This window comes from Pseudomonas sp., assembly GCF_040514055.1.
Taxonomy (GTDB): domain Bacteria; phylum Pseudomonadota; class Gammaproteobacteria; order Pseudomonadales; family Pseudomonadaceae; genus Aquipseudomonas.
Genome location: NZ_JBEVDL010000080.1, coordinates 1 through 26,987, shown reverse-complemented (window position 1 = coordinate 26,987; position 26,987 = coordinate 1). Strand labels below are relative to the sequence as shown.

Here is a 26,987-nt window from a genome sequence, read left to right as displayed (position 1 = left end):
ATGGCTCATGGCGTTGGGACCTTGCGGTCTGCTTGCTGCTAGGGCTGGTTTTTTTCCTGATCTACAACGCCAACCTGAGGTCCATTGGCGCCGCCGATACCTATCCGGCGCGTTACCTGCCGTTGTCGATCTGGAAGCACCACAGCCTGGCGCTGGACCCAATCGCATCGCTCGTAGCGCAAGGCAAGGAGGTTCCGACCGAGCCAGGCAAATCGACCAGTGCGTTCTGGATGATCAAAAGCCCCACGGGCAACGTCGTCTCGTTATATCCCATCGTGACCCCCGTGGTCGTCGCGCCGTTGTACCTGCCAGCGGTGGTCTATCTCGACGCCCAGGGCTGGAGTCCGCAGCGAGTCGAGTATGTAGCCCGGATCATGGAGAAGCTCAGCGCGGCGTTCCTGGCATCGGCGTCAGCGATGCTTCTTTACCTGCTGCTGCGACGCCGCAGCCCGCCCGCCACCGCCGTGCTGCTTACAATCGCGTATGCGCTGGGCACGACGACCTGGGTTATCAGCAGCCAGGCTCTCTGGATGCATGGACTCGGCGAGCTGCTGGTGGTTGCGCTGCTGTACGTGCTCACCGGGCCCAGCACGCCGCTGCGCGTGTTCGGGGCCGGTCTTTTTTGTGCGCTGCTGGCCTGCAATCGACAGCCTGATGCAATCCTTGCCGCGGGCTTCGCGCTCTATGCGATCCGGTGGGCGGGGCCCCGCCTGCCATTATTCATTGCCGCGGCCGCGCTGCCCGTCGGGCTGATGCTGGCCTACAACCTGTTGGTAGTGGGGCATATCGTCGGGGGCTACGGCCTAATACCTTCCCTGGGCAAAGAGGTCTCGCAATTCGGCGAGGACACGCTCTTCGGCATCGGCGTGCTGCTGTTCAGTCCAGTCTTCGGGCTTTTTGTGTTTTCGCCGTTCCTGCTGTTCGTGCCATTCTTCCTGCGGTCGGTGCTGCGCGATCGGAGCACGCGCGGACTCACCCTGGCGATCGGTGGAGCCCTGGTAGTGCAGTTGCTGTTCTACGGCGCGACGCATTGGGAGCAGGGCCTAAGTTGGGGTCCACGGTATCTCACGGAGTTGCTCCCCATCCTCGTGTGGATGCTGGCTCCGATTTTCGAGCGACTGCGCGCGACTGGTCGCGTCGTGTTCGGCTTGGCATGCGTTGTGGCGGTGGCCATCCAGGCGGTGGGTGCCTTCTACTACACGGGCAGGGCCTTCGGGGCGGTTATGGCCACCAAGGGGCCGGTCGTGACTCGCGATACATGGAAACAGCTGGTCTGGGATTTCGGCAACACCCCCTTTATCTCTGAGCTGAAGCAGGGGCGAGCCGCGCCCGACCTCGGGGCGTTTCAGGGCAATATCGACGTAGCCGGCGCGCGCGACAAGGACGATGACAGCCGCATGGTGATTTCCGGCTGGGCACTGGTGAACGGCCACACGCCGTTGGACATCGCGTTGATCGTGGACGGCCGGGTTGTGGTCGGCGGCACCAAGACCTTCTTCGAGCGTCCCGACGTTGCACGTACGCTCGGCGAATTGGCTCCAAGCGGTTGGCAAGTGACGTTTCCCGCCAGCGTCCTGGCGCCCGGGAAGCATGTGGTGACCGCCATCGTGCGCGCCCATCTCGGTGGCCAGCAACGCGTGCTGGCGGTGCGCGAATTCACGGTCACGAAGAGCGCCTCGGAGCTCGCGGGAATCGCCCGCCGCGCGGCGGAGATCCTCGCCGAGCGCCAGGATCGCGCCGGCTACTGGCTCAGCGAGTTCTCCAAGAGCACGCAGTTCGTGCTGCAAGGACAGGAGCTGAACATATTCACCAACGCCGCGCTGATTGATGTCGTTGCACCCGTGGCGCAGCAGAGCGGTCTTACCGGCAGCATGGAGCGGGCGCGTGCGTTTCTGGCGAACCAGATCGAGGATGACGGCCTGGTGCGCTACCACGGCCGGCCGGACCTGCCGACCATGGGCGTGATGGGTTGCGTTATCACACCTGATGCCGACGACACGGCGCTGGCGTGGCGAATCGCGCCTAGCGCTCGCTCGGAGTTGCTGCCGCTGGCGCTGTCCACGCTCAAGCAGTTCCGCACGCCGGAGGGCCTCTATCAGACCTGGCTCGCGCCCAGGGATCGCTTCAGGTGCATCGACCCGGGCAAGAACCCGAATCCGCCCGACATCGGCATCCAGCTCCACGTCTACCTCTGGCTGACGCAGGTGGACCCGCCAGCGGCGCGTGCGCTCTGCAGCGCGTTGCAGCAACGTTCGACCGACGAGTCCCTCTGGGTCTACTACCGCAAGGCGCCGCCCATTGTGCTGCTGCGCCTGAACGAGGTGAGCGAGGCGGGCTGCCCGTTGCAACTGCCAGCGTCGCAGTTGCAGACCACGGTGGCGGGCCAGGAAGTGTGGCTCGAGCTGCTGGACCAGCTGAGCCATTACGAGCGGGGAGAGGATCTCACCGCGAGCCGCTCCCAGGCCGTGGCGCTGTTGCTCGGCACGCTTGCCACCGACAACTTCGCGTCCTTGAAAGGCAATCCGCCGCTGCTGTATCACAATGACCTGAGTGCCAGCGTAAGCCGGTTCTACTGGTCCGAGTCGTTCGCCTATGCCCTCTGGCTCAGGCTCTACCACGAGAACGAACGCGCACGGCTCGGCAATGGGGATGGCGGAACAACGTCCGAGACGGGCAGCGCCAGGCCATGACCGACACCGCTACGTCGAGCCTGCGTGTGCACCCGCTGCGGCAGCTGCTGCGCTTGCTGTCGTCCATCCGCTTCGACGAAGTCCTGGTACTGCAGGGAACGCCGATGATCGGGGCGATCCTGGCGCTCGGTAGCCTGACGCTTCACGACGCCATCCGGGCCACCATCTTTATAGCCGGTAGCCTGTGCCTGGTGGGGCATGTGTTCGTGATCAACGATTGGGCGGGGATCGAGGGTGACCTCCGCGACCCGCACCGCGCGACCCGCACCTTTGCGTCGAAGGGCGTGAGCCGCTTCGCCGTCGGCGTTCTCGCCGCCGCGCTGCTGGGTATAACACTGCTCCTGTTCGCACTGCTGGGCCCGGTCTCGCTTGCCGTGGCGATTGCCATCCTGGGGCTGAGCACGCTCTACTCCGCCCCTTCGATTCATATGAAGGGCCGGCCGATTCTGGGCTCTGGCCTTCATCTGCTGGGCGGCACACTGCACTTCCTGCTCGGCTACGCGACCTTTTCCACCGTCGACACCGGCAGCGTGATGATTGGCTGCTTCTTCGGGCTGATCTTCGCTGCCGGTCACCTGATGCACGAAACCCGTGGTTACCAGGGAGATCGGCTTAACGGTATCCGTACCAACGCGGTCGCCTTCGGCAAGAGGCAAAGCTTCGTCGCGGGCATGATTCTGTTCTCCGCGGCCTATGCGCTGCTGATCGCGCTTGCACTGTGGGGCCTGCTGCCGCGCCTGCTGCTGCTCACCGCCGTGCTCTACCCGGTGCATCTCCGTGCCTCCTGGCGCGCCGCGCGTGCCGGCCTCAGCGTCGAGAGCCTGCTTGAGTACCAACGATGCTATAGGCTGCTCTACGGCCTTATTGGCGCCATGCTGGTCGGGTCAGTCTTGATTGAATGGGTGAGCTAGTCCCATTGGCCCGTTAGGCCCACCCTGCATCAGCACTCTTCCAACCCTAAACGCCCCTGAACCCAGGCGCGCCATTGCGATCGGCATCGACAACCTCACACACAGCGGCCCGTCTCCGACATGAAACTACAACTACCCATCAGCCTGGATCCCCGCGCCACCGAGGTCGGACGCTTTATCATCAACGGCCTGTTTGCCGCGGTGATCCACTACGCCGTGCTGAGCTTCAATCTGCGGGTGCTGGAATTCCCATCGGCAGGCCTGGCCAATTTTGTCGCTGCCTGGTTCGGCATTGCGGCGTCCTTTATCGGCAGCCGCTTCTTCGTCTTCCGCCGCGGGGACACACCGGTGGCGGGCCAGGCCCTGCGCTTTCTGGCGTCCTATGCCGCGATCGCCTGCCTGCACGGGCTGTTGCTCTACATCTGGACGGACCGACTCCATCATGACTACACCCTGGGGCTGATCATCGCCTCGGTGATGCAGGCCGTGCTGAGCTACCTGGGCAACAAGTTGTTGGTGTTCAAAACCGCCTGAAAGTGGCTCTGCTCCGAGGCCTAAAGAGCAACAGCTGGGGTGGTTTAGTCGCGCCGAAAGCCGGTCTGGCAAAGCACGCCGAACTCCCTGCGCGGCGTAACCCACGCGGACAAGCGCCCAAGTGCAGGCAGACTTTTCCTGAACAATGCTCGAGCAGAGGTGCGGTGGCAGTGGCATTGACCGGTTTTGCCGTTGGCGCCCGGTGGAGGCATTGTGAGGGGCCGCCTCAATTTCAGACGATTGGACACGTTGCTGTATCGCGGTTTGCTATGGTCTGAGGTAGGCTGTAGGCCATAGCAATCTGCGATATCGGGGCCGCTATGCACGTCATCACTCAGAAGCGTATCTGGGAAGCCAAGGCGAGATGGCCGCAGGCGGCCACTGCCCTCGCTACCTGGTATCGACTGGTCAAGGCTCACAGCCCCAAGGACTTCGCCGAAATGAAAGGCCTGTTCCCGGCCGTCGACAAGTTGGGGACGCAACACGTCTTCGATATCGGTGGTAACAAACTGCGCCTTATCGCAGTGGTGCATTACCGGGCGCAGAAGCTGTTTATTCAGCAGGTGCTGGACCATGCGGAATATGACAAAGGCAAGTGGAGGGAATGACGATGACCTCGCTCATAAAACAGGCCAGTGAGCATTGGCGCTATGTGGCGCCCTTGCTCGCCAAGCCCGGCAATGAAGACGATTACGACGCGCTGGTCAGCGCCCTGGATGAACTGCTGGGCATGGTCGGTGAGGATGAAGACCATCCGTTGGCCAGCCTGGTCGTGCATCTGGCGGACCTTATCGAGGCGTATGACGAAGCCCGCCGGCCCATACCCGCGGTGGGGGGCGTCGAGGTCCTGCGCTACCTGATGCAGGAGCACGGCCTGAGCCAGGCGGATCTACCGGAAGTGGGCGCTCAGTCCGTGCTCTCGGAGATTCTGGGCGGCAAGCGCCAACTCAATGTGCGGCAGATCCGCGCCCTGGCCTCACGCTTTGGCGTGTCGGCGGAGGTGTTTTTCTGAGCTAACCCGGAGAGGACATCTGGGTGTGGCGTTCGACCGCGCTCGATTTCCAGCATGTCGCTTTACGACTGCCTTCATGGAGCGCTAGTGTGACGGAGATGGCATTTAGCCAATAAGGGCAGTTTGGAGTCATGGATGGCCCGTCGTAAACGAACCTCCGCTTTCGAAGACCTGATCACCCTCATCAGTCGCCTGCCCTGGTGGGTGGGTGTGCTGCTCGCTGTAGCGGCCTGGTTCATTCTGCATCCCATTGCCATCAGCCAGCCGGCAGCCGTCAAGGACACTCAACAGCTCGGTCAATTGGTGGTTGGCCAGATGTTTCGCACCCTGGCCATGGGCGGTCAATACATCCTGCCAGTCGCCTTTGGGCTCGGCGCTATCGGCTCGGTCATCGGCCGTATACGGCGCCGCAAGCTGCTGTTCGATGTCGCCAGCGCTACCCAGCCCGGCAAGACCCTGGACGGCATCAGCTGGCAGCAGTTCGAGCTGCTGGTCGGCGAAGCCTTTCGCCGCCAGGGCTTTACCGTCAGCGAACAGGGCGGCAGCGGCCCGGACGGCGGCATCGACCTGATCCTGCATAAAAGCGGCGAGAAACATCTGGTGCAATGCAAGCAATGGCGAGCGCTTAAGGTCGGCGTGACCGTGATCCGCGAGTTCTTCGGCGTGATGGCGGCCGAGGGCGCCGTGGGCGGATATGTGGTGACCTCGGGCACCTTTACCGCCGAGGCCAAGGCCTTTGCCAGCGGCCGCAATATCCACCTGGTGGATAACAGCGAACTGAAACGCTGGATAGCCGCTGCGCGCAGTCAGACGCCCAAGCCCGCCGTTTCTGCTCCTGTATCAGATCCACCAACATCAGCCCCCGCGTCGGTTATTCAAACCGCTGCGCCGAATTGTCCGATTTGTAATTCCGCCATGCAGCAACGCACGGCCAAGCGGGGAGTGAATACCGGGAATCTGTTTTGGGGTTGTTCGACGTACCCGAAATGCCGGGGTACGCAGTGACCTGAACTCGAGTCTGAAGCCCTTTGTTTTAGGGGCCTCTACGGATATATAAATTTCGGGGATACATGCTGGGATACATGGTGGGGCTCGCTGGTCCGTTTTTAGCGGCTCAGGCCTGGAAATTGCGCGAAGGATTCAGCGCTGTCCTGGTTATCCGAATATTTTTTGGCTTCATCAGCTGCTGAGGGAGGGCATGCACGGATTTCGTTGCGCGCCCTGAAACGGTTCTGAACTGCAAATGAACCGCTTAACGGGGCATTTTGGTATTCACCCTTTGAGGTTCTTTAGAACTTCTCGCGCTCTATTCGATAACGGTTTGGTGGAAACAGCCTCTTTTTCAAGAATCTCATTTAGGCTGGTAGTGCCGCTGAGCTCAATTGCGTCAATTACTGCACTTGTAATGTCGATTGTACTACTGTTTAGAGCATCTGCTCGAATCTCAGGCTGAATATCCACCTGTAGCGTAGTCTCGGCTATAGATTCGGACTGATCATAAATTCGTTGCAACACTGGATTCGCATAAGAAGGGTCAGCGGCCCCCAGTAAATAAATTAATTGTGTGATTCTGGTAGTGGACCGCGTTGTATTAGAAAAAACAGCTTCCTCTACGCTAGTCGAAAGATCCCACCCTCCAATATCCGCAATGTGAGATTGCAGCTCAACTTTTCTCTGTTTGAGCTGGTTATTATAAGACTCAATTATTGCCTCTGGCTTCTGGTCTTTTTCTTGATTGCCGTCGTTTCCGCATAAGTAGCCTATGCCATCAATCAGTTCGTTTAATTTTTGTTGCGTTACCTCTGAACCGAATACAACGAAAGGTGTTAAGGTGGATGTTGCCAGTAGTGTAATTAAAAATATAGTCTTCATGCGAAATTCCTTGTTCACGCTTGATAAGCGGGGTAAGTAAACTAAATTAACGGGTCGGAGTGAATAGGAGTAATTACCCTGATCGCTTTAGCTGATTAATCTTCGAAATCTTCAGGATTCGCAATATAACATTCGGCTATGTGGAGTGCTGAAATATGCATATCATGCACAGCGGAATTTCCACAAGAGCACTCCTGTTCGTTAGGCTCTCGTATCCATAGGCCATTGGGTTGCTTCCGATAATAAATACCATGGTTGACTCCGGCTCTGGTGGTTTTTTGACCTGGATGTTCAACCAGCAGTTCACATAGCTCATATAAATCGGGGCCGCGAGCCATCACGCAAATTCCCTTTTGATATAGGGCGAGGTGTCCCATGTTTACATGCTGAATTAGTGCGTCAATTTCGAATAAGACAGCGTTATGTTCATTGACTAGTGCCTCAACGTGAGGAAAATTCATGGGGGTATCTATGTTGGCTGATCCGAACAGTACTATTTCGGGCACGTTAATTGAAATTCCGCCGTTAGTAAGCCCGTCTACTGGAATCAATGTTTCGGATATTTTTTCACCTCTAAAAAAAGCAGTGTTCGGCCACGCGATTTTTACGAAACTTGGGTGGTACTCTGGCAATTCCAAAGCTCGCTTGAATGCAGGTATGGAAATTCTTGACCCTTGCGCACTTGGGATTTCACTCCATGGCAATCCCAAGAGAGCTTTGAGGATAGGATCTTCCGCAACAGGTGGGAACAGGGAGTTAGTATCTGTGAGCCCATGAGACGCTGCAAAATCGCGAAGAATCGCTCTATTTGCCGAAATTTGAGCGAGAAAACATCCATGCGGCACAGGTTTGTTACGAAGAGGTCCCAGTAGCCATGCTGCTTGTGCGGTCGTTCGAGGTCGGCTCCCTTCAATTGTTAGAGCTGCCAAATCAACCAATCCAACCTCTGCTGCGATGGTTTTATCGAGTACGTAGATGTAACCATTACCTTCCTCGAATTCGTACCGTGCAGCACGTTTACGTAACATGACAGGTTGCTCTTCACAATCCTCACTAATTTCGACTGTGATGTTATCTAGATATTTATGGCTGGCGAACCATGCGCCAACTGCCGGATTAGAAGAACAGTCAATATAGAACGAGCGCCAACCGTAATGCTGTAGAAGCGCTTGTTGGAATCCCAAATCGTCCATGTGTCCTTCTAGGAAAACTCGCAGAACGTTTTTTGCATATCTGCTCCACTTCAACATTTCGCTTGGTATACATCCCTGTCGGTCAAATGAGGTGACAATAGAGGGTCTATCAATTTCGCCATAGCGTGAGTTCTGGCCGCGAAATAGGACCTCGTCACCAAATTGAGCTATTAGGTTTTGTAGTTCCTCAATGGTATTTGCATTAAGTTGCTGCAAGATGTCTCCAGGAATCAAATGAGTTGATGAGATGGGTTGAAGTAGTTGTTGTAAAGTACTCCGCTCCCCTTTTGCTGTAAACGACGTGATTATAGTTTAGTTGCTCTGGTATTGTATGGAATACAGTCTGGCCATTTAGAATGTTTGCTAGATTAAGTCCCGGGACGCTCGGAATGTGCTGTATTTGTAGAGTGTTCACTTTCTTGTCAACTCCCAGAGAGTGCAGAGCGCACCATGTCTGGTTCGACAACCGAGTTTACTGGTCGGGGCCATACGAGAATCGCTGCCCTCAACATAGACCTGGCACGCTCCGCGATTGCATCTTCATTCCATACTGAAATACCGATTTTTTGGAAATAAGTATTAATCAACAATGCGCTATCGCCAAGTTGAGAACGTTTGTCCGGAAGTTTCTGGCCAATTTTGCTGTTTTCATTAACAAAAGGGAGGTTGCTAAGGCTGCTGTTCAATGGCTGAGTCAGTAGAGTAAGGTTGCCGAATCCTTGTAGAGCAATTTCACGAAGCTGGGCCTGGTCATTTGTCATGTTTAAGATTTGGTAAGCCGGGACTCTGTTCCAGCTCTGTGGCATTACATGCTCAATTGTTAAAGTGCACGGGACATGACTGCAGCCCTGCTTGGAACCACGGGCAGCATATTCCAAGGCCCGCAAAATTCCAATAACTTTGGTGGGGCGTAGTTGCGTATAGGCTGGGCTTTTGCACCAATGGTCGCCAAAAATATGATCGTCAGGCCATATTTCACTAGAAGTGGTAGCTGTCAATAATACTTGCCGTAATGCCACGTGCGGATCTGTCGTGGTTTCCGTTATAGCCCGCATTACACGCATAAAAAAATGACCGTAACTTTTGCTGCTCAGTCCGCAAACAGCGCGCCGCGTCAGATAGGAAGCTAAGTCTCCCAGCGCCTGCTTCATTTCCAGACTGTCGGCGTCCAGTCGTTCGCGTAAGGCGAGATACACTGGCGCGATAGTACCTACGTCCAATGATTTTATGAGTCTCGCGAACTCTGAAAGATACTCTGGGCCGTTAGGCGAAACTAATTCTTGAAAGTGCTTGCTGGATTTTACCAGGTGCGCTAATTCCTCGTTCAGGTCGCGTTGTTTCTTTTGCCACCACAATTTAAATGACTGAAATACATGGCTGGTCAGTACTCCATCCTGACTACGAAGAATCGTGTAGTTATAGAAGAAAAGGTCAATTCGGGGGGATGCGAGTCGCCCTAGTCTTTCCTTTTCTCGCCAATAGGTATTTGCTCCCTTTCCACCATTATTTGTAGTGATATCGAACGGACTCCAATATTTATCGTAAAGATTTTGAACGGCTTGTCCGTGACGTGCGGCCTCCAAAAAGACAAAATTTCGTATTAGATCAGATGCCAGTAACGGTTCGCCACGCGCATTCAAGGTCTCGAAAATAACTTGCGGGTCATCTTCGGGTTCAAGAGTCAGTGTCATTATTTGAACTTGATCAGACAGTGCCATATATAATGATTGGGCGCGTTTTGGATCAGAGGCAAGGTGACTTTCCAAGGCGTTTACACAGTCGTTGCGTCGTATCTCTGAAATGAGAATATTTCCGAATGTCGAAGCTCCAGCATTGGTGTTTGTTTCATCGGCGAGATCAACTCCTCTCATGTAGGCTAAGCAAGCGTGATATAGATATATGAAGGTTTGTACCATTAATGGGCGTTCGATTTTCTTGCGGCCATCACGGGCGGGATATTTATCGTATAAATCACCAATGCTCAGGCTCTGGTTATTTAGATATCGAATTTCATCTTGCCCGGCTTGGGTTGGCCATACTTTATAGTAGTCCTCAGGGCGATCGTACGGTCCATGATTACGAACTGATGGGCTGAGTCTTTCCGAAATGTAAGCTTCGTTAAGCTCCATCGCAGCATGACGAAATGCCAGGAGCAGAATTTGTAGAGTGGTGGAACGCTGCTGGCCGTCAATTACTTCAAAGGCCGAAACTTGACCGAAGCTACTCGGTATCGGTGTCATCACAATAGAGCCGAGAAAATGTTTTTGGAGTGATACGTTCCCTGTCGATGCACCGATATCTATCGGTACAAGTTGTTTGAAAACGGCATCTGCACGATCCTGAATGTCTGCCCATAATGGCCCGACCTGTTTTTCCAATGTCCAAACGTAGCCCCGCTGAAAAATAGGAATCTGATACTGCTGAGGCGTGCTGAATAGTCCAATGACTGTAGTCTTATTAGGTTGCATATAGGCACCTTGATCTTGATTGTTGTGGCCGGAGTCATGGCTATTCAATGGCATGCATTAAAAGTATAGCTCCCAATTTTACGCGGGAGTGTAAATGCCAGATCAAGACTGGTGGCTACGTTAATGACCACGGGGTGATGAAAATTTATATTCACTCCTTCAGGGCATGCTTCGCTTGGGCCACATAGTACTCCCGATTACTACTTTAGCTTCGTCGATACGGAGGAGATTATTGCTGAGCCATATTTGTCAACAAAAATATCGCCTTACCCCCCTTGTTCACACCTGACTAGAAAAATCCGAGGGATTCTGGCCCTGAGGGCACAACCGCTCTATCTCGGGCTTTTCAGCCTGGTTGCCTGTGCCCCCGCTTTTTCAGCAGGGAACAAAAACGCGATTAATTTGTAACAGAGCTATTTTCGGTCGGAGGCCAGGCCCTCTATAACTAAGATCTGTGTTCCCTTGTTCCCTACATCTGTTTCTTAAAGGGATCGCTGCAGCCCGCATGGTTGCTGGGCTGTGTCCTTGTTCCCTGGTTCCCTCGGCAAATTGCATTCACTGCAACGGTAGACGCTGGCTAAACGATTGCAACGCGGGCCTGGTTTTGGGTTTCGTCAGGGGCAAAGGTCAGTGCCCAGGGTCTGCTCGGTGGCGGGTGCTGCGGGCTGGGTTCGGAGCTGAATTGGCCCCTTGTTTAAGCCTGCCTCGGCCCGCTCAAGCCTGCTCAGGAATGCCTAATCGCCCCGCCGAAGGTGCTGGGCCGCGATGCACGTCCACCCCATCCCCTGGCGTGCGCTTTTAATGGCCCTACCTGCAGCAAAACGCATGATTTTTCAGGGTGCCTCGCTGGCAGCCGGCGCCAGGCCTGGCTAGCTGTTCAGGCCGGCATTTGAGTGCATCAAAAGCACTCGATTTAGCGGGCAGGTGAGGAGGGGGGATGACTGCGCGCGCCCGATGCTGGCCAGGCCCAGCCACGACCATTTGCCGTCAGGTTTTTTGTAGCGCAGCTGCCAGGACTTCTGGCCATCAGCTTTGACCCGGAAATACAGACCATTGCCATCCAGCTCGCGGTACTCGCTGGCATCCGGCTCCAGCCCAGCAAGGGCGGTGTCTGAGAGGGGGCGACGCTTGATTTCTGAGCGCTTCACGACCGTGTATCCCTTCGGTTCAATTATTTGCTAAGGATACACGCCAGGATACATGCTGGGTCGGGATAGGGGGATACAGGGGGAGACAGCCAGAAACAAGAAAGCCCGCACGGGGCGGGCTTCTTGGGGTGTTTCAGAGACCGTCAGAGACAGGCTGAAACAAGGTTTTGGTGGCTACGCAGGGACTTGAACCCCGGACCCCAGCATTATGAATGCTATGCTCTAACCAGCTGAGCTACGTAGCCAAGTGGCGCGCATTATTCTCGGAGCCGGCGCACCTGTCAAGCTTAACTTTCCAGATTTATACGTGCGATCAAGCGCTTAGGCGCCGCCTGGGGTTCAGTCGGGCCGCGCCAGGCCGCGTGGCGACTGGCCGCCCTGCGGCGGCGGGACCCGTCAGGATGGGGCGTTGGGCTGGCAGCAGGGCAAGGTGCGCATCACCTCGACCAGCTGCTCCTGGGGCAGGGGCCTGGCGAAAAAATAACCCTGGGCCTGGCCCGCGCCCATCTCGCGCAGCAGCTCGAAGGTCGCGACGTCTTCCACGCCCTCGGCCACCACCGTCAGCCCCAGGGATTCGGCCATGCGCACGATCGCCTCGACTATGGCCCGGCTGCGTGGGCTGCGGGTCAGTTCGAAAATAAAGGACTTGTCGATCTTCAAGCCGCTGAACTGGTACTGGTGCACATAGCTGAGCGAGGAAAACCCCGCGCCGAAATCATCGAGCACCACCGACATGCCGGCGTCGGCCAGTTGCTGCATGGTCAGGCGCGCCAGCTCCGGTTCGGCTACCAGCGCGCCCTCGGTCAACTCCAGGCACAGCCGGGCGGGGGCGACGTTGTGCCGGCTCAACACGGCCAGTACCTCGTCGGCGAATTCCGGGCGGGAGATGCTGTAGCTGGAGCAGTTGACGTGCACCGGTGGCCAATCGGCCTGGGCCGGCTGGGCGAGGATGGTCGCCACGGCGTCGAGCATATAGAGGTCCAGCCGACCGATCAGGCGCAACCCTTCCAGGGCAGGGAGGAACTGCCCTGGGGCGATCACGCTGCCGTCGGCCTGGTGCCAGCGGATCAGGGCTTCCAACGCGACCAGTTCGCCGCTTTCGAGGCAAACGATGGGCTGGAAATACGGCCGCAGTTCGTCGTCGCGCTTCAACGCATTGCGCAGCGCGCCTTCGCGGTCGACCTGGCCGGAGACTTCGCGGCGCAGTTCCTGGTGGAACACGGCAAAACTGTCGCGCCCACCGTTCTTCACCCGGTACATGGCCGTGTCGGCGTCGCGCAGCAGGTCAGCGGGTTCCTGGTGCAGCTGCTCGTCGGCACTGACGATGCCGACGCTACAGGAGGAAAACACCCGGTGGCCCTCGATCAGAAAGGGGTGCTCGAAGGCGCCGAGGATACGCTCGCCGATGGCGATCGCGACCTCCTGGGTGGCGTTGGGTGCCAACACCGCGAACTCGTCGCCTCCCAGGCGGGCCAGCAGGTCGCTGCCGCGCAGGCACGCGCGCAGGCGCCCGGCCGTCTGCATCAGCAGCAGGTCGCCGAAGTGATGGCCAAGGCTGTCGTTGACCAGCTTGAAGCGGTCCAGGTCGATAAACATCACTGCCAGGGGGCTGTGCTGGGTCTGGAATTCGGCCCAGGCGGCGTTCAGTCGCTGCTGCAGGTGGCTGCGATTGGGCAGGCCGGTCAGCGCGTCGTGGCTGTTCTCGTGCAGCAGGCGGGCATTGGCGTGGTCCAGGGCGCGGGTGCGGCGTTCGACCCGCGCCTCCAGTTCCAGGTTGGCGGCCTGGATGGCCTGAGCCGCGCGGCGCCGCGCCATGGCCGTGTCGATATGCCGCGAGACGAAGGTCAGCAGTTCCTGGTCGCGCGGGGAGTAGCGCACCGCCGACGAATAACTTTGCACCGCCAGCACCCCGCGCACCGCGTCGTCATCGAACAGCGCGATGCCCAGCCAGGACTGCGCACGCACGGCTTCCTCGGCGTGGTCGATCTCGCCCGCAGCCATCAGTCGCGAGGCTTCGTCGTAATCGACCAGGCAGGGGCGACGCTGGCGGATCACGTATTCGGTCAGCCCGTGGCGTCCACGGCGAGGTTTCGGCGCTTCGGACATCTGCTCGTCGACGTAATAGGGAAAGGTTACCTCCGCGTTCGCGTCGTCGAACAGGGCGATATAGAAATTGCGCGCGAACAGCAGCTCACCGACGATGCCGTGCAGGTGGCGGAACAGCTCGGCCATGTCGCCCGGCTGGCTGGACAGCTCGGCGATTTGGAACAGGGCATTCTGCAGGTGTTCGGCGCGCTCGCGTTCCGCCACTTCCTGGCGCAGGGTGCGGTTGAGCTCCGAGAGCTGTTGGGTGCGGCGGCTGACCGTGGCCTCCAGGTCGACGCGGTGCAGGATACGATCCAGGGCCATGGCGACATGGCGGGCCACCACCAGAAACAGCGTGCGGTCTTCGACGCTGTACACCCGCGCAATGTCGTACACCTGCATGGCGAGCATGCCAAAGACCTCGTCGGCGGCGTTCTTCAGCGGCGCGCCCATCCAGAATTCCGGCCGGTCGCCCACGCAATAGAAACGCCCCTGGGCCTGCGCCGCTGCGATGCCGGCCGCGTCGACCATCAGCGGTTGGCCGCTGGTCAGCACCTGCGCCGTGAGGGACAGGTGGCTGCGGTCCAGGTATTCGTAGTTCTCGGCCTCCAGGGCGTCGACGTCGATGGTGTCGACATAGTAGGGGTAGGTCATGCGGCCGCTCTGGCTGTCGAAGAGTGCCAGGTAGAAGTTCTCGGCATCGATCAGGCTGGCGAGCTGATGGTGCACGCCCTCCAGGAAGTCCGAACGGTTGCGCGTGGAGCTGGCCAGGTAGGTAATTTCATACAGCACCCGCTGGGTCGCCTGGGCCCGTGCCAGGGTCGCGGTCTGTAGGTGCGCGCCCAGGCCTCGGGCCAGCTCGGCGAGCGCCGGGTTGTTCGCTTCCCTGGCGGGCGCGAGCAACCAGCCGAGTACCGTTTCGCCGTGGCCGGTGGGCCAGCGGTGCAACGCTGGCGCCTGGCAGAACGCCTCGAAGGCCTGGTTGTCGATATGCGCCGGCCAGGCGAGCGGCGATGCACCCTGGCCGCCCAGGTGCAAGGCCTCGGCGACACGGTACCAGCCCCAGGCCAGTGCCGGGTGGTGCGTGCGCGCCTCGGCGAGCAGCCGCTCGATGGGGTCTGGCGCGGTCCCGGCAGGGGCCGCGGACGCCGTGCTGAAAACGGCGTTGGCGGGAGCGTTCGGGGCAGCTGTGTCGGGGGGCGAGGCCGGTGATTGCATTACTACTCCAGGACCAGACGCTGACCAACCTCATCTTCGGGGTAGAGCAGGGATGCTGGCAAGTTGCTCGGCCAATCCCGGAGGGGCGCCAGTGAGCATAGCGGAGCCGCTGGGGGAGGGGTCGGAATGCCCTCTGGCTCGGCATCCCATCGATCAATAAACAACCGCCGGGCCCTAAGCACCGGCCAGACAGGCCTGGGGCGATAGCCGCACAGCTTATCCACAGTTCGCTGCACAGCCAGTGTGCGCAACTTTTTTTCTAACTCGTTGAAACTGATCAAAAAACCAGCGTATCTCGGCAGGCCGCAGGGTTACCGGCCTGCAGCGCCTGCTGTACAGCTTATCCACAGCTCCATGCACGCCGAATGGGGGTAAGTGCCCGGGACCGCGCCTGGGCTGTGGGCGAGGCCTGAGAAAAAGCCTCATGGGCGCGTCCGCGAGGCAGGAACCGGTGCTGTCTGTGGAGGCGTATCGCGGCGCAGCGCCCGCTGGTGTTTTCGCCAAACGCCCTATTGGCAGCGTGCTTCAGCGGGGCGATGGGTGCTACATAAGGCACTGGCCATTTACTTGGTAACGATCGCTGAGTTGATCAAAAAAGCATCAGTGCCTTGCAGCGCCCGGCCGCGCTGGGCTGTGGCGGGGGCCGCACAGCTTATCCACAGCTCGCTGCACAGCCAGTGTGTGCAACTTTTAGCTAAGTGACTGAAACTGCTCAAAAAACCAGCGTATCTCGGCAGGCCACGGGGCTACCGGCCTGCAGCGCTTGTTGTACAGCTTATCCACAGCTCCATGCACGGCGAATGGGGGTAAGTACCTGAAGCGGTGATTAGGGGACAGACAGAGGCTGGCCAGCGCATGGTTTTTACCGTCGGTTTGGCCGGGTTGGGCCTTGCCCGCTGTCTCGTTATCCGGTTGTCGGTGCTGTCTATCGAGCCGCCCGCCGGCCAGTTGTCGGTTGGCCAAGGGGGCAGGGCGCCGTGGCGTAAAGCGCTTTTACTCCTTGGTCATATCGGCCGCTGCGCTGGTCAAAAAAGCATCAATGCCTTGCAGCGCCCGGCCACGCTGGGCTGTGGCCGAGGCCGCACAGCTTATCCACAGCTCGCTGCACAGCCAGTGTGCGCAACTTTTAGCTAAGTGACTGAAACTGCTCAAAAAACCAGCATGTCTCGGCAGGCCACGGGGTTACCGGGCTGCAGCGCTTGCTGTACAGCTTATCCACAGCTCCATGCACGCCGAATGGGGGTAAGTCCCTGAGGCTCCGTCTGGGATGCAGGCCAGGGCCGGCCGGCGCGTGGTTTATACCGTCGTTTTGGCCCGGGAGGAGATCTTCCGTGGTGGTCTTTCAGGTTTACGGACTGTGCAATCGCTTCGTCCGCTGGCGAGTTCTCGGTGCGCAGTAGGGAATGAATGCGGTGAAACCAGGTGTTTTTAACAAAGGCTAAAACCACTGCTGCGCTGGTCAAAAAAGCATCAATGCCTTGCAGGGCCCGGCCGTGCTGGCCTGTGGCGGAGGCCGCACAGCTTATCCACAGCTCGCTGCACAGCCAGTGTGCGCAACTTTTAGCTAAGTAACTGAAACTGCTCAAAAAACCAGCGTATCTCGGCAGGCCACGGGGCTACCGGGCTGCAGCGCTTGCTGTACAGCTTATCCACAGCTCCATGCACGCCGAATGGGGGTAAGTCGATGCAGCGGGCCTAGGCGCACCTTTGGACTGCCTTGGGGGGCGCAGTGGAGGGGCAATCCCGGGAGGCGCCGACTCTGGTTTGCGCCAGCGTCGGGTGCCCCCGCAGCGGGTCGGTGCCTCGGTCAAATCCACAGGTCGTTGGTGGCGGTGCGCTCGCCGCCCTGGTCGCCGGTATTGAGCACGCCACGGGGTTCTATCAGCATGACCTGCACCTCCTGATCGGCGCAGGGTTTGTGCTCGACGCCCTTGGGTACCACGAACAGCTCCCCGGCATTGAGAATCACCGGGCCGTCGCGCAGTTCGATGCGCAGCTGGCCGTGGATCACGATAAAGGTCTCGTCGGTGTCTTCGTGGGTGTGCCAGACAAAGTCGCCGTGGAATTTCACCAGCTTGAACTGGTAGTCGTTCATTTCGGCGACCACCCGCGGCGCCCAGTGCTCATGAATCAGCGCCAGTTTGCCGGCCAGGTTGATGGGGGAGCGGACGGCGGGAGAGGGTGAAGTGGACATGGGGCCGGACCTCGTTGGCTTGAACAGGATGAGTAGGCTAAGGGGACAACGACTTGGGCGTCTTGGATGATCGTGCAGGCGGGTAGGGGGCATGAAACTGCGGGGTGGTCTCGGTGTGCTGTTCAGCGACAGCCCACCGTCTTTTTTTCGCGTGGGTATCGCTGGCCTACATCCACGGCATGGGTATCGCTCCGCTACGCCACAGCATGGGTATTGCTTCGCTACGCCATGGGTATCGCTTCGCTCAACCACCGCATGGGTATCGCTTCGCTCAACCCATCCTGCGGTTTACGGTTTTTGCGATTTTTGCGATTTTTGCGGTTTTGCGGTTTTAGGCTTGCACCGGTGCGCGGTTGAGGGCGCGTAGCCAGCGGGCGGGGGAGAGGCCGTAGGCCTGGGTGAAATGACGGGTCATATGGCTCTGGTCGCAGAAGCCGGCGTCGGCGGCGGCGTCGGTCAGGGACACGCCGCAGAGGATCAGGCGGCGTACCAGGTCCAGGCGGCGCAGGGTCAGGTAGCGGTAGGGGCTGGTACCGAACAGCGCGCGAAAATCCCGTGACAGGGCAAACCGGTCGCGACCGCTGGCCACGGCCAGCTCTTCCAGCGTCACCGGCCGCTGCAGGGCATCGTGCAGGTACTCACGGGCGGTTTGCGCGGCGCGAAAATCGAAGGACTGCCGCCCCGGTGTCTGCCCCGCCGAGGCGCTTAGCGCCTGGGCCAGGTCGAACAGCGCGTCCTGCTCTTCCAGTGGGTCCAGCGGGCGATCCAGGCCTTGCAGCAGGGCCTGGGTGGCGCGCAACAGGCGTGGATCGGTGGACAGGCCGCCCTGGATAAAGGGCAGCGCCTTTCCGCCCAAGGCCTCCTGCAAGCGCGCCGGCTCGACATAGAGCATGCGGTAGCGAAAGCCATCCTCGGTTCCCGCCTCGCCGTCATGCAGCTCGTCCGGGTGCAACACCATGGTGACCCCGGGCAGGCTGTTGCATCTGTCGCGCCTGTACTGGAAACGCTGCACCCCGGCCAGGGTACGGCCGATGGCATAGGTGTCATGCCGATGGGGGCTGTAGGCGTGCCCGCCGAAAAAGGCCTCGATCCGTTCCAGGCCCGAAGGCTGTACGTGGCGCTGTAGCCAGTCGCGGTCATGGGTAGTCATGTGCTCGCCACGCAGGGTTAATGGGCGGAAGGTGGGCCGACTATACCCCAGGCGCGCGGGTGGAAATCGCCGCCCACCTCGATTGATGTGGGTGTTTACCTGGCGTCGGCCGCCGGCCGGGCCTGTTGCTCGCCCGCTCTCCACGCCAGACCGCCCAAGGCAATCCGCCACAAAACGGACATAGGTCATTGACCTGCGGCGCCAGGCGCCAGGGTCTTGCTCAGGTAAGTCGCGGAGGCGGGGCACAGGTCCTGGAACTGTGTGGTTCCGGCGATGGCCAAGGGGGCCATGGCGCGGGGCTGCACCCGGTAGCCACAGGACTCGAAAAAGGCTGTGGCGCTGGTCGTCAGCAGGTGCAACTGCAGGATGCCGGCTGCGCGCGCCAGGGCTTCGATTTCGGCGGTAACCTGCATGCCCCAACCCTGGCCGCGGTGCGCCGCCTCGATCACCAGGGACCGTAGCAGGCCCTGGTCGCCATAACGTTCGAAGCCCCCATAACCCAGCGTTACACCCGCGCGGTCGAAGCGGTAAAACGTCCTGCCCGGCAGGCGAATGTCCTCGCTCGGCAGCCCGGCCGAGACCAAGGCCGAATGCAGCTGGGGGTAATCCTGGTCACTGAGCCGGCGGATTCGAAGGGTGTGTGGCTGATCCATAAACCTCTCCTGTCGATTGCGGAGGACCCACTGCAGGTGCGGGGGAGGCCAATATCCTCTCCTGTACGGGAGCAGCGTTATATTAGTTTTTTCATATATATGTATATTCGTATATCCTGTGTCTCATCTGCAACGACGCCGCCCGTTGGCCGTCCTCGCGACAGGCCAACGGACCCTGGAGGCTTCCATGGGCGAGCTTATAAATCCCACGGCACTGTTCAAGTGCCTGGCCGACGATACCCGTACCCGCATGACGTTGCTGATCGCCCGCGAGGGTGAACTGTGCGTATGTGAGCTGACCGCCGCCCTGGCCCAGAGTCAGCCGAAGATCTCCCGTCACCTGGCCGTGCTCAGGGCGGCGGGTGTGCTAGCGGATCGGCGCCAGGGGCAATGGGTGTATTACCGCCTGCACCCCGAGCTGCCCGCCTGGGCCACTGAGCTGCTCAAGGGGGTGGTCGAGGCCAACCAGGCCTGGCTGGAAAACCAGGCACGGCGGCTTTGCGAAATGGACGGCCGCCCCGTCAAGCAGGCGCTGTGCTGTTGACGCCCGTTCCTTGCTCAACTGAGTGGTTTGCATGTCGATCGCGCTGCTGATTTTCCTCGTCACCCTGCTGCTGGTCATTTGGCAGCCCCGTGGCCTGGGGGTCGGCTGGAGCGCCAGCTTCGGCGCGGCGCTAGCCTTGCTCAGCGGCGGGGTCAGTCTGGGCGATATCCCGCTGGTGTGGCACCTGGTGTGGAATGCCACGGCGACCTTTATCGCGCTGATCGTCATCAGCCTGCTGCTGGACGAGGCCGGTTTTTTTCAGTGGGCCGCCTTGCACCTGGCCCGTTGGGGCGCTGGTAGCACACGCCGGCTGTTCGTGTTGATCATCCTGCTGGGTGCGGCGGTTTCGGCGCTGTTTGCCAATGACGGCGCGGCGCTGATTCTTACGCCAATCGTTATCGCCATGCTGCTGACCCTGCGCTTCTCGCCGGCGGCGACCCTGGCCTTCGTGATGGCGGCCGGTTTTATCGCCGACACCGCGAGCCTGCCGCTGGTGGTCTCCAATCTGGTGAATATCGTTTCCGCCGATTTTTTCGGGATCGGTTTCGGTGAATACGCCGCGATCATGCTGCCGGTCAGCCTGGTCAGCGTCGCCACCACCCTGGGCATGCTGCTGTGGTTTTTCCGCCGCGAGCTGCCCGTCACCTATGAACAGGGGCAGCTGCTGGCACCGCAGCAGGCGATCCGTGATCGCGCCACCTTCGTCGCCGGTGGGTGGGTGCTCGCCGTGCTCTTGCTTGGCTGTTTTGTCATCGAGCCGCTGGGTGTGCCGATCAGCGCCATTGCCGTGGCCTGCGCGGTGGTCCTTTATGGCATCGCCGCCCGTGGCCATGGGATCGACACCGGCAAGGTGCTGAAGGGGGCGCCCTGGTCGGTGGTGATTTTCTCGCTGGGCATGTACCTGGTGGTCTACGGCCTGAAGAACGCCGGGCTGACCGACCGGCTCGCGCAATTGCTGGAGGTCTTCGCCGGCTACGGTGTCTGGGGCGCGGCGCTCGGCACGGGGCTGTTGAGCGCGCTGCTGTCCTCGCTGATGAACAATATGCCGACCGTGCTGGTGGGGGCCTTGTCGATCCAGGCGGCGGAGGTGGACGGGCTGGTGCGCCAGGCCATGGTGTACGCCAATATCATCGGCTGCGACCTCGGTCCCAAGATCACCCCCATCGGCAGCCTGGCCACCTTGCTCTGGCTGCATGTGCTGGCGCAAAAGAACATCCGCATCGGCTGGGGCTACTACTTCCGGACCGGCATCGTGCTGACGCTGCCGATCCTGCTGGCCACCCTCTGTGCGTTGGCCCTGCGCCTGAGCCTGTGACGGCCAGGCTGTCGGCATTCCCTTCCCAGGCGCCAAGGAGCTCCCATGAAAATCCTGTTTATGTGCACCCACAACAGTTGCCGCAGCATCCTCTGCGAGGCGCTGTTCAACCACCTGGCGCCCGCGCACCTGGTGGCGGTCAGCTCCGGCAGCTTTCCCAGCGGGCGGGTCAACCCACGTGCGCTGCAGACCCTGGCCGCCGCGGGTATCGCCATCGAGGGTTTGAGCAGCAAGGCCTCGGAGGCGTTCGAGGACAGTCCCCCGGACCTGGTCATCACCGTCTGTGACCGCGCCGCGGATGAAGCCTGCCCGCTCTATTTCGGCCCCGCGCTCAAGGCCCATTGGGGCCTCGTCGACCCGTCGCTGGTCAGCGGGTCGGAGGCTGAGATCGGCGCCGCGTTCCAGGCGGCGCTGGCGACGATCCGGCGGCGCGTCACGGCCTTCCTGGCGCTGCCGTTGGCGGACTTGAGCCGCGATCGCCTGCAGGTCGAGCTGATTCGCATCGGTACCCTTTGAACCCCGCAAGGCCACGCCTGGAGCCCCTGACATGCACGACAGCCTGCCCAATATCGATCCCGAACTGATCGACCTGCCCGACTTGGAGCAGCTCGCTACCCCTGAGCCGACGGGGCACCCGCCGAGGATCCTGTTGCTCTACGGCTCGACCCGCGAACGGTCGTTCAGCCGCCTGCTCACCCAGGAGGCGGCGCGCCTGCTGCAGCATTACGGTGCGCAGACGCGGATCTTCGACCCCTCCGGCTTGCCGCTGCCGGACGATGCGCCCAGCACGCACCCCAAGGTGCTGGAGTTGCGCGAGCTGATGCAGTGGTCCGAGGGCCAGGTCTGGTGTTCGCCGGAGCGCCATGGCGCGATGAGCGCGGTGTTCAAGGCGCAGATCGACTGGGTGCCCCTGGCCCTGGGCGCGATCCGCCCCACCCAGGGCAAGACACTGGCCGTGATGCAGGTCTGCGGAGGCTCGCAGTCGTTCAACGTGGTCAATCAACTGCGGGTGCTGGGCCGCTGGATGCGCATGTTCACCATCCCCAACCAGTCCTCGGTGGCCAAGGCGTTCAACGAGTTCGACGCGGCGGGGCGAATGAAGCCCTCGGCCTACTACGACCGCCTGGTCGACGTGATGGAAGAGCTGATGAAGTTCACCTTGTTGCTGCGGGACCGCCAGGACTACCTGGTCGACCGTTACTCCGAGCGCAAGGAGTCGGCTGAGGCCCTGTCTCAGCGCGTCAACCAGCCGTCCCTTTAAGCCTTATTGCCTGCGGGGGAGGGCATTCGCCTGGTCGTGCGTGAGCGATCGCGCCTGACCTGGGCCGCGCTGGCCGCCCTCCAGGCTGGCCGGTGCTAGCCTTACGCCGGCAGTCCGTAATAGCCCAGGAACATATCCACAGTGGCCTCCACCACCTGCGCCTGTTCGGCCTCGGACAGGGCCGGCTGGCCCATGGCGATTTGCGGCCAGAAGGCGAAGCCCTTGACCAGGCCCTGCAGCTGGTGGGCGGCGAACACCGGGTCGACCGGCTTCAGGCGACCATCGGCCAGGGCGGCGCGCAGCCAGACGATCACGCCCTCTTCCTTGTCACCCAGGCGCGCCATCATCTCGCGGCCGCGCTCCGGCGACAGCACCATTTCGGCCACCAGCACCCGGGCCAGGTCGAGGAAGCAGGGGTCGTTGAGCATGCGCATTTTTTGCCAGGTGAGCTCCAGCAGCTGTTCGCGCAACGGGCGCGCGGCCTGGTAAACCAGGTCGACCTGGGCGGCGCGGCGCCAGAGTTCCATCAGGATTTCGCCGAACAGCGCTTCCTTGCTGGCAAAGTGGTTGTAGACGGTGCGCTTGGACACCCCGGCCGACGCGGCAAGGCGGTCCATATTGGTGGCCCCGAAGCCGTGCTGGCGGAATTCGTCGATGGCGGCCAGCAGGATGGCCTGGTGCTTGCGGTCGGTCAGGCGCTGGGGAGCGGTCATGGCGGTGTTCCGAGGGAGTCGATTTTATTTTACACCGATAAGTTTACTTTTCAAAAAAGCAAAACTACACTCGCCAGTGTAATTTAGCCCAGCCGGCTGTGCCGGGGAACTGCCATGCAACGCCGCACGCTTACCCTTCTGCTTCTAGGTAGCCTTATGACCTCCTGCCTGTTTGCCACGCCGTCCCGTTCCGTCGCCTACCCGCAGTCCGCCCAGTTCGTGGAGGATCGCTTCCAGAACAGCACCCCGACCACTCCGACCGGCGTGTTCAAGACCCTGGGCATCCTGTGGAATTTTCTCTTCTACAAACCGGCCGACAGCGTGCCGTCGGCGCCCGTGCCGGTGCTGGCCCTGACCCGCGCGCAACTGGAGGCGGCGCCTGACCGCAGCCTGTTTCGCCTGGGCCACTCCACGCTGCTGCTGAAGCTGCAGGGCGGCTACTGGCTGACGGACCCGGTGTTCTCCGAACGTGCCTCGCCGGTGCAATGGGCCGGTCCGCGGCGCTTCCACGCACCGCCGATTTCCATCGAGGAGTTGCCGCCACTCAAGGGCGTGGTCCTCTCCCACGACCATTTCGATCACCTGGACGAGGCCAGCATTCGCGCGCTGGCGGCCAAGACCGAGCATTTCGTCACGCCGCTGGGCGTCGGCGATACCCTGATCGGCTGGGGCGTGGAGCCGGCGAAGGTGCACCAGCGGGACTGGTGGGAAAGTGTCACGCTCGGCGGGCTGCGCCTGGTCGCGACGCCCTCGCAGCATTTCTCGGGGCGTGGCCTGTTCGATGCCAATAAAACCCTGTGGGCGTCCTGGGTCATACTCGACGGCGATTTTCGTCTGTTCTTCAGTGGCGATACCGGTTACTCCGACGCCTTCAAGGCGATCGGCAAGCGCTTTGGTCCCTTCGACCTGACGCTGATGGAAACCGGTGCTTACGACGCCCAGTGGGCGCAGATCCATATGTTGCCGGAGCAGACCTTGCAGGCCCATATCGACCTGGGCGGACGCTGGCTGCTGCCGATCCACAACGGCACCTTCGATCTGGCCCTGCACCCCTGGTACGACCCTTTCGAGCGCATCAGCGCGCTGGCCGGCGCCGCCAATATCCCCTTGGCCACGCCGCGCATGGGTGAGCAGTTGGACATGCGTCGACCGCAGCCCGGCGCCCCCTGGTGGCGTGAGCTGCGCGCGGTCGAGCTGGCAGCCGAACCTGCACGTTAGGTTGGGGCGCCCTCGGACACCTCGCCGATCTGCAACCAGGCGGAACTGCCGTCGGGATGGATATCGGCGAATCCAATGACGGTTATGGCCGCTCTCGTTCGACGAAAATGAGCGGATCCTGGGCGTCGGATGCTGGCCAGGCAACCAGGTCAAAGGGCGTCGTTGCAACCATGATGCAAGGCGCCTCCAGCCCCCACTCGGCCCTGTCCTCCGGGCTCTCGATCACGGCATGCACCCGTCCGGGTGTGCGTCCGTGCTCGATCATCACCGAGTCACCGACCGCTACCTGTTCGCCACTGATGTAATTCATTTATCCCTATCCCGGTTGTTCGTGGCGGCGCCTACCACAGCCTCTGGCGCTTGAACCCTGCAAGCGCTGGCAGAGCGACGGTAAACCTACATAAGCCCCGTCCTCGGGACGAAATGTTTCGGGCGCAGCGACTTGTAATGGCCGCGAGGTTGTCCAGCTTACCCCGGGGGACGTTCGGGTCGTGAAGCACCCCGCATTTCCCCGCCTTTTAGTAATCCCGCTTCCTCCTGTTTTTATCAAGCCGGGGCCCCCCCCTGGAGCCGCAATCCCCGTCTGCTCCGCGCCGGTTAAACAGCAATGGGCCAAGAGGGCCGCGAACAATGAAAACCTACCTGAATCGATGGACCACCTGGGCCCTGCTGTCGCTGCTGGCGGGCCTGGCCGGCTGCTCTTCCAAGGGCGCTGACCTCGGCGGTGGGGCCGCCGAATCGATGGCCGGGGCACCGGCGAGTACGCCGATGCAAGGCAAGGCCTCTGGGCGCCTGCTGGTCTGGCGCGCCGATTTCACCCTGGAGGTGGCGGACCTGGCCAAGACCCGCGACCGGCTCAGCGAACGCATGCTGGCGCTGGGCGGCTATGTCGAGGAGAAAAATGACCGCGGCGACTTCAGCCAGAACTTCGTCTTCCGCGTGCCGAAGGAGGCCTTCGAAACGGCGCTGGGCAGCGTCGAACAAAGTGGCAAGGTGCTGTCGCGCCATATCAAGGGCGAGGACGTCACTGAACAGTACGTCGATGTGGAAACCCGCCTGCAGAACAACATCGCCTTGCGTGACCGGCTCAAGGCGCTGCTCAGCAAGGCTCGGGACATCAAGGACATCCTGCAGATCGAGACCGAGCTGAACCGCATCCAGTCGGATATCGACTCCATGGAAGCGCGCATGCGCATCCTCAAGGACCTGATCCAGATGGCCACCGTGCGCGTCGAACTGCACCAGCAGGAGGCCGAGAAACCGGCGACCATCTACGGGCCGCTGGGCTACCTGTATAAGGGCACCGAGTGGTTCGTCACCAAGCTGTTTATCATCCGCGAGTAGGCGGCAGGCGGCTCACCGGGGTGTAGGAGCGGCCTCTGGCCGCGAAGCCTGTCCCGGCGCGTATCGCACAGTGGCGCTCACGCGCAGCGCCTCGACTACCCGCGCGAAGGCGGGCGAGGGTTGCCGGCGACCCGGGTAGTACAGGGATAGCCGGAGAACGGCGGGCACCCGTCTTCGAGCGCCCGTTGCAGGCGTCTTATTCTTGCTGCTATTAAACCGGAACTAACGTCCGTTTAAATAACAGCCCCTCCCCAGGGTTTTGCGTGTACAGCCTATTTTCAAATAGTGTCAGAAAAACGACGGCAATAACTTGCCGCCGGCTATTGATTCACATATCGATCCGGAACTAACGTCCGTTTAAATAATGCGCTATTTCGCTTTCGCCAAACCATTGTGACGGGAACGTCAAATACGCTGTCGGGTCTGTCGCAAATGCATTTTTGTTCTGTAATGCTGCCTTGATAATTAATCTGCCCTGGCTACTCTGGCGACGTTGTCAATTCCTGACGATTGAGCAGCAGTACTCAGAGGGATAGATTTATGAGCAGCAGTAATGGTATTAAGCCCGCTTTGGCATTGGCTTCATTTGTTCTCATTGAAACGCTGAGTTTCTCCGTCGGCGCGACAGAACTCACTCAGCCTGCCTACAGTTTTACGGCCCAGGAAGTGCAGAAGTTAGCGCCCGCCAGCATTGAACAGCCTTTTAGCAATGAGCTATTTCTGTACGCCGCGGATGCGGAAGCTTTCGATCTGGAAACTTATCTGGCGGTCAATGCGCCGTTTCTGCGGGATAAAAAAGAGCTGATTGCCCATTGGAGTGGTTACTACAGCATCAGCCCGAAAGTCGTGCTGGCGTTGATGGAGCAGCAATCCGGCCTGCTCTCCGCACCCAACGCGCAGAAGCTGAAGGCGCCCTTTGCCGGGCTGTCCAAGAAGCGCGGTTTCGAGAAGCAGTTGCGCGACGTGCTGGCCCAGCTGTCGCAGCGCTTCTATGGCTTCGAGGAGTATCAACGGGGCAGCCGGACACGTGTCCCTGAAAAGGCGATGAGCCGCGATACGGGAGCGCTCAACGCCGCGACAGCGGCCATTCAGGGCGTACTGCAACAGTCCCAGGAACAATCCCGGGAGAAGTCGGCTGCACTCACTCAAGCCGCCGCGCCGCTGTCGACCTTCAATCAGGAGTTTGCGCGACTGTTCAATGCCAGCGCCGAGCAGATGTCCAGGTCTCAACCCGTCCCGCAGAAAGCGTTAACGGCGGCGAATATTCCGCCCTCGACCATGATGCAGTTGCCCTGGTATCAAGGCTATTCGTGGACCTCCAACGGCGCGCATTCCCATACCGGTTCCGGTTCCCCGTACTCGTCGCTGGATGTGTCCTATGACTGGCCTCGTTGGGGCGCGGCCACCTATAGCGTGGCAGCCGCGCATGCCGGGCGGGTAACGGTAATGTCCCGGTGCCAGATC

Annotated in this window: 22 protein-coding genes, 1 tRNA gene and 2 pseudogenes; 13 read left to right on the top strand and 12 right to left on the bottom strand. The window is 60.4% G+C overall.

Annotation, left to right across the window (positions count from 1 at the left end; genetic code table 11):
- Positions 1–32: 32 nt before the first annotated feature.
- The 6 genes from ABWY06_RS21985 (at position 33) to ABWY06_RS21960 (ending at position 6,152) form a co-directional block, all read left to right on the top strand.
- Complete coding sequence (locus ABWY06_RS21985; protein WP_353927720.1) at positions 33–2,690, top strand: prenyltransferase/squalene oxidase repeat-containing protein; 2,658 nt, start codon at positions 33–35, stop codon at positions 2,688–2,690.
- Positions 2,687–3,601 (top strand): UbiA family prenyltransferase, encoded by a 915-nt coding sequence (locus ABWY06_RS21980; RefSeq protein WP_353927719.1) that lies wholly within the window; start codon positions 2,687–2,689, stop codon positions 3,599–3,601. The genes ABWY06_RS21985 and ABWY06_RS21980 overlap by 4 nt, the downstream gene beginning before the upstream one ends.
- A 120-nt stretch (positions 3,602–3,721) precedes the next feature.
- On the top strand, positions 3,722–4,135 hold the full coding sequence (locus tag ABWY06_RS21975; protein WP_353927718.1) for a GtrA family protein: 414 nt from the start codon (positions 3,722–3,724) through the stop codon (positions 4,133–4,135).
- Positions 4,136–4,455: 320 nt separating this feature from the next.
- The gene (locus ABWY06_RS21970; RefSeq protein ID WP_353927717.1) at positions 4,456–4,743 is read left to right on the top strand and encodes a type II toxin-antitoxin system HigB family toxin; all 288 of its coding nucleotides are present in this window, start codon (positions 4,456–4,458) and stop codon (positions 4,741–4,743) included.
- 2 nt (positions 4,744–4,745) lie between these two features.
- Entirely contained in the window at positions 4,746–5,147 is a 402-nt protein-coding gene (locus ABWY06_RS21965) for a helix-turn-helix domain-containing protein (RefSeq protein ID WP_353927716.1), read from the top strand.
- Positions 5,148–5,282: 135 nt separating this feature from the next.
- A complete protein-coding gene (locus ABWY06_RS21960) occupies positions 5,283–6,152 on the top strand; it encodes a restriction endonuclease (protein ID WP_353927715.1) in 870 nt (289 codons plus the stop codon).
- Between the two features lie 267 nt (positions 6,153–6,419).
- Here ABWY06_RS21960 and ABWY06_RS21955 read toward each other — a convergent pair whose 3' ends face one another.
- From ABWY06_RS21955 to arsN2, 9 genes and pseudogenes are all read right to left on the bottom strand, one after another.
- Positions 6,420–7,019, bottom strand: a complete 600-nt coding sequence (locus ABWY06_RS21955; protein WP_353927714.1) for a hypothetical protein — start codon at positions 7,017–7,019, stop codon at positions 6,420–6,422.
- A gap of 95 nt (positions 7,020–7,114) precedes the next feature.
- The gene (locus ABWY06_RS21950) at positions 7,115–8,428 is read right to left on the bottom strand and encodes a hypothetical protein (RefSeq protein ID WP_353927713.1); all 1,314 of its coding nucleotides are present in this window, start codon (positions 8,426–8,428) and stop codon (positions 7,115–7,117) included.
- 206 nt (positions 8,429–8,634) lie between these two features.
- Positions 8,635–10,680: a DUF262 domain-containing protein gene (locus tag ABWY06_RS21945; RefSeq protein WP_353927712.1), complete on the bottom strand. Its 2,046-nt coding sequence runs from the start codon at positions 10,678–10,680 to the stop codon at positions 8,635–8,637.
- Between the two features lie 935 nt (positions 10,681–11,615).
- Positions 11,616–11,828: pseudogene (locus tag ABWY06_RS21940) on the bottom strand (integrase arm-type DNA-binding domain-containing protein); the annotation flags it as partial.
- Positions 11,829–11,996: 168 nt separating this feature from the next.
- Positions 11,997–12,073 (bottom strand) — tRNA-Met (locus tag ABWY06_RS21935).
- A gap of 151 nt (positions 12,074–12,224) precedes the next feature.
- Complete coding sequence (locus ABWY06_RS21930; protein ID WP_353927710.1) at positions 12,225–15,131, bottom strand: bifunctional diguanylate cyclase/phosphodiesterase; 2,907 nt, start codon at positions 15,129–15,131, stop codon at positions 12,225–12,227.
- A gap of 1,807 nt (positions 15,132–16,938) precedes the next feature.
- Positions 16,939–17,325: a cupin domain-containing protein gene (locus ABWY06_RS21925; protein WP_353927709.1), complete on the bottom strand. Its 387-nt coding sequence runs from the start codon at positions 17,323–17,325 to the stop codon at positions 16,939–16,941.
- 331 nt (positions 17,326–17,656) lie between these two features.
- Positions 17,657–18,475, bottom strand: a complete 819-nt coding sequence (locus ABWY06_RS21920) for an AraC family transcriptional regulator (RefSeq protein ID WP_353927708.1) — start codon at positions 18,473–18,475, stop codon at positions 17,657–17,659.
- Between the two features lie 185 nt (positions 18,476–18,660).
- The gene (gene arsN2, locus ABWY06_RS21915) at positions 18,661–19,128 is read right to left on the bottom strand and encodes an arsenic resistance N-acetyltransferase ArsN2 (RefSeq protein ID WP_353927707.1); all 468 of its coding nucleotides are present in this window, start codon (positions 19,126–19,128) and stop codon (positions 18,661–18,663) included.
- 187 nt (positions 19,129–19,315) lie between these two features.
- Here arsN2 and ABWY06_RS21910 point away from each other — a divergent pair, with 187 nt between their 5' ends.
- From ABWY06_RS21910 to arsH, 4 genes are read left to right on the top strand one after another with little or no spacing between them, the layout of a single operon-like run.
- Positions 19,316–19,672: a metalloregulator ArsR/SmtB family transcription factor gene (locus ABWY06_RS21910; RefSeq protein ID WP_353927706.1), complete on the top strand. Its 357-nt coding sequence runs from the start codon at positions 19,316–19,318 to the stop codon at positions 19,670–19,672.
- Positions 19,673–19,703: 31 nt separating this feature from the next.
- Positions 19,704–20,987, top strand: coding sequence for an arsenic transporter (locus ABWY06_RS21905; RefSeq protein ID WP_353927705.1), 1,284 nt, complete (start codon positions 19,704–19,706; stop codon positions 20,985–20,987).
- Positions 20,988–21,032: 45 nt separating this feature from the next.
- Positions 21,033–21,503: an arsenate reductase ArsC gene (locus ABWY06_RS21900; RefSeq protein ID WP_353927704.1), complete on the top strand. Its 471-nt coding sequence runs from the start codon at positions 21,033–21,035 to the stop codon at positions 21,501–21,503.
- Between the two features lie 31 nt (positions 21,504–21,534).
- Positions 21,535–22,248, top strand: coding sequence for an arsenical resistance protein ArsH (gene arsH / locus ABWY06_RS21895; protein ID WP_353927703.1), 714 nt, complete (start codon positions 21,535–21,537; stop codon positions 22,246–22,248).
- 101 nt (positions 22,249–22,349) lie between these two features.
- Here arsH and ABWY06_RS21890 read toward each other — a convergent pair whose 3' ends face one another.
- The gene (locus ABWY06_RS21890; protein ID WP_353927702.1) at positions 22,350–22,961 is read right to left on the bottom strand and encodes a TetR/AcrR family transcriptional regulator; all 612 of its coding nucleotides are present in this window, start codon (positions 22,959–22,961) and stop codon (positions 22,350–22,352) included.
- Positions 22,962–23,117: 156 nt separating this feature from the next.
- Here ABWY06_RS21890 and ABWY06_RS21885 point away from each other — a divergent pair, with 156 nt between their 5' ends.
- Positions 23,118–24,179 (top strand): MBL fold metallo-hydrolase, encoded by a 1,062-nt coding sequence (locus ABWY06_RS21885; RefSeq protein ID WP_353927701.1) that lies wholly within the window; start codon positions 23,118–23,120, stop codon positions 24,177–24,179.
- An 82-nt stretch (positions 24,180–24,261) separates the two neighbouring features.
- On the opposite strand, the gene ABWY06_RS21880 is transcribed toward ABWY06_RS21885, so the two are convergent.
- Positions 24,262–24,489 carry a hypothetical protein gene (locus ABWY06_RS21880; protein WP_353927700.1) on the bottom strand — a complete coding sequence of 76 codons (228 nt, stop codon included), beginning with the start codon at positions 24,487–24,489 and terminating at the stop codon, positions 24,262–24,264.
- Between the two features lie 320 nt (positions 24,490–24,809).
- Here ABWY06_RS21880 and ABWY06_RS21875 point away from each other — a divergent pair, with 320 nt between their 5' ends.
- On the top strand, positions 24,810–25,523 hold the full coding sequence (locus ABWY06_RS21875; protein ID WP_353927699.1) for a DUF4349 domain-containing protein: 714 nt from the start codon (positions 24,810–24,812) through the stop codon (positions 25,521–25,523).
- A gap of 12 nt (positions 25,524–25,535) precedes the next feature.
- On the opposite strand, the pseudogene ABWY06_RS21870 reads toward ABWY06_RS21875, so the two are convergent.
- A pseudogene (locus ABWY06_RS21870) lies at positions 25,536–25,717 on the bottom strand (hypothetical protein); the annotation flags it as partial.
- Between the two features lie 346 nt (positions 25,718–26,063).
- Here ABWY06_RS21870 and ABWY06_RS21865 point away from each other — a divergent pair.
- Positions 26,064–26,987 (top strand): LasA N-terminal domain-containing protein (locus tag ABWY06_RS21865; RefSeq protein WP_353927698.1); only part of this gene is annotated, 924 nt, incomplete at its 3' end.

Excerpts from the sequence above, each read along its gene's own strand:
- ABWY06_RS21980 (WP_353927719.1), top strand. The coding sequence starts at position 2,687 with ATGACCGACACCGCTACGTCGAGCCTGCGTGTGCACCCGCTGCGGCAG.
- ABWY06_RS21975 (WP_353927718.1), top strand. The coding sequence starts at position 3,722 with ATGAAACTACAACTACCCATCAGCCTGGATCCCCGCGCCACCGAGGTC.
- ABWY06_RS21970 (WP_353927717.1), top strand. The coding sequence starts at position 4,456 with ATGCACGTCATCACTCAGAAGCGTATCTGGGAAGCCAAGGCGAGATGG.
- ABWY06_RS21965 (WP_353927716.1), top strand. The coding sequence starts at position 4,746 with ATGACCTCGCTCATAAAACAGGCCAGTGAGCATTGGCGCTATGTGGCG.
- ABWY06_RS21960 (WP_353927715.1), top strand. The coding sequence starts at position 5,283 with ATGGCCCGTCGTAAACGAACCTCCGCTTTCGAAGACCTGATCACCCTC.
- ABWY06_RS21955 (WP_353927714.1), bottom strand. The coding sequence starts at position 7,019 with ATGAAGACTATATTTTTAATTACACTACTGGCAACATCCACCTTAACA.
- ABWY06_RS21945 (WP_353927712.1), bottom strand. The coding sequence starts at position 10,680 with ATGCAACCTAATAAGACTACAGTCATTGGACTATTCAGCACGCCTCAG.
- ABWY06_RS21930 (WP_353927710.1), bottom strand. The coding sequence starts at position 15,131 with ATGCAATCACCGGCCTCGCCCCCCGACACAGCTGCCCCGAACGCTCCC.
- ABWY06_RS21925 (WP_353927709.1), bottom strand. The coding sequence starts at position 17,325 with ATGTCCACTTCACCCTCTCCCGCCGTCCGCTCCCCCATCAACCTGGCC.
- ABWY06_RS21920 (WP_353927708.1), bottom strand. The coding sequence starts at position 18,475 with ATGACTACCCATGACCGCGACTGGCTACAGCGCCACGTACAGCCTTCG.
- arsN2 (WP_353927707.1), bottom strand. The coding sequence starts at position 19,128 with ATGGATCAGCCACACACCCTTCGAATCCGCCGGCTCAGTGACCAGGAT.
- ABWY06_RS21910 (WP_353927706.1), top strand. The coding sequence starts at position 19,316 with ATGGGCGAGCTTATAAATCCCACGGCACTGTTCAAGTGCCTGGCCGAC.
- ABWY06_RS21905 (WP_353927705.1), top strand. The coding sequence starts at position 19,704 with ATGTCGATCGCGCTGCTGATTTTCCTCGTCACCCTGCTGCTGGTCATT.
- ABWY06_RS21900 (WP_353927704.1), top strand. The coding sequence starts at position 21,033 with ATGAAAATCCTGTTTATGTGCACCCACAACAGTTGCCGCAGCATCCTC.
- arsH (WP_353927703.1), top strand. The coding sequence starts at position 21,535 with ATGCACGACAGCCTGCCCAATATCGATCCCGAACTGATCGACCTGCCC.
- ABWY06_RS21890 (WP_353927702.1), bottom strand. The coding sequence starts at position 22,961 with ATGACCGCTCCCCAGCGCCTGACCGACCGCAAGCACCAGGCCATCCTG.
- ABWY06_RS21885 (WP_353927701.1), top strand. The coding sequence starts at position 23,118 with ATGACCTCCTGCCTGTTTGCCACGCCGTCCCGTTCCGTCGCCTACCCG.
- ABWY06_RS21880 (WP_353927700.1), bottom strand. The coding sequence starts at position 24,489 with ATGAATTACATCAGTGGCGAACAGGTAGCGGTCGGTGACTCGGTGATG.
- ABWY06_RS21875 (WP_353927699.1), top strand. The coding sequence starts at position 24,810 with ATGAAAACCTACCTGAATCGATGGACCACCTGGGCCCTGCTGTCGCTG.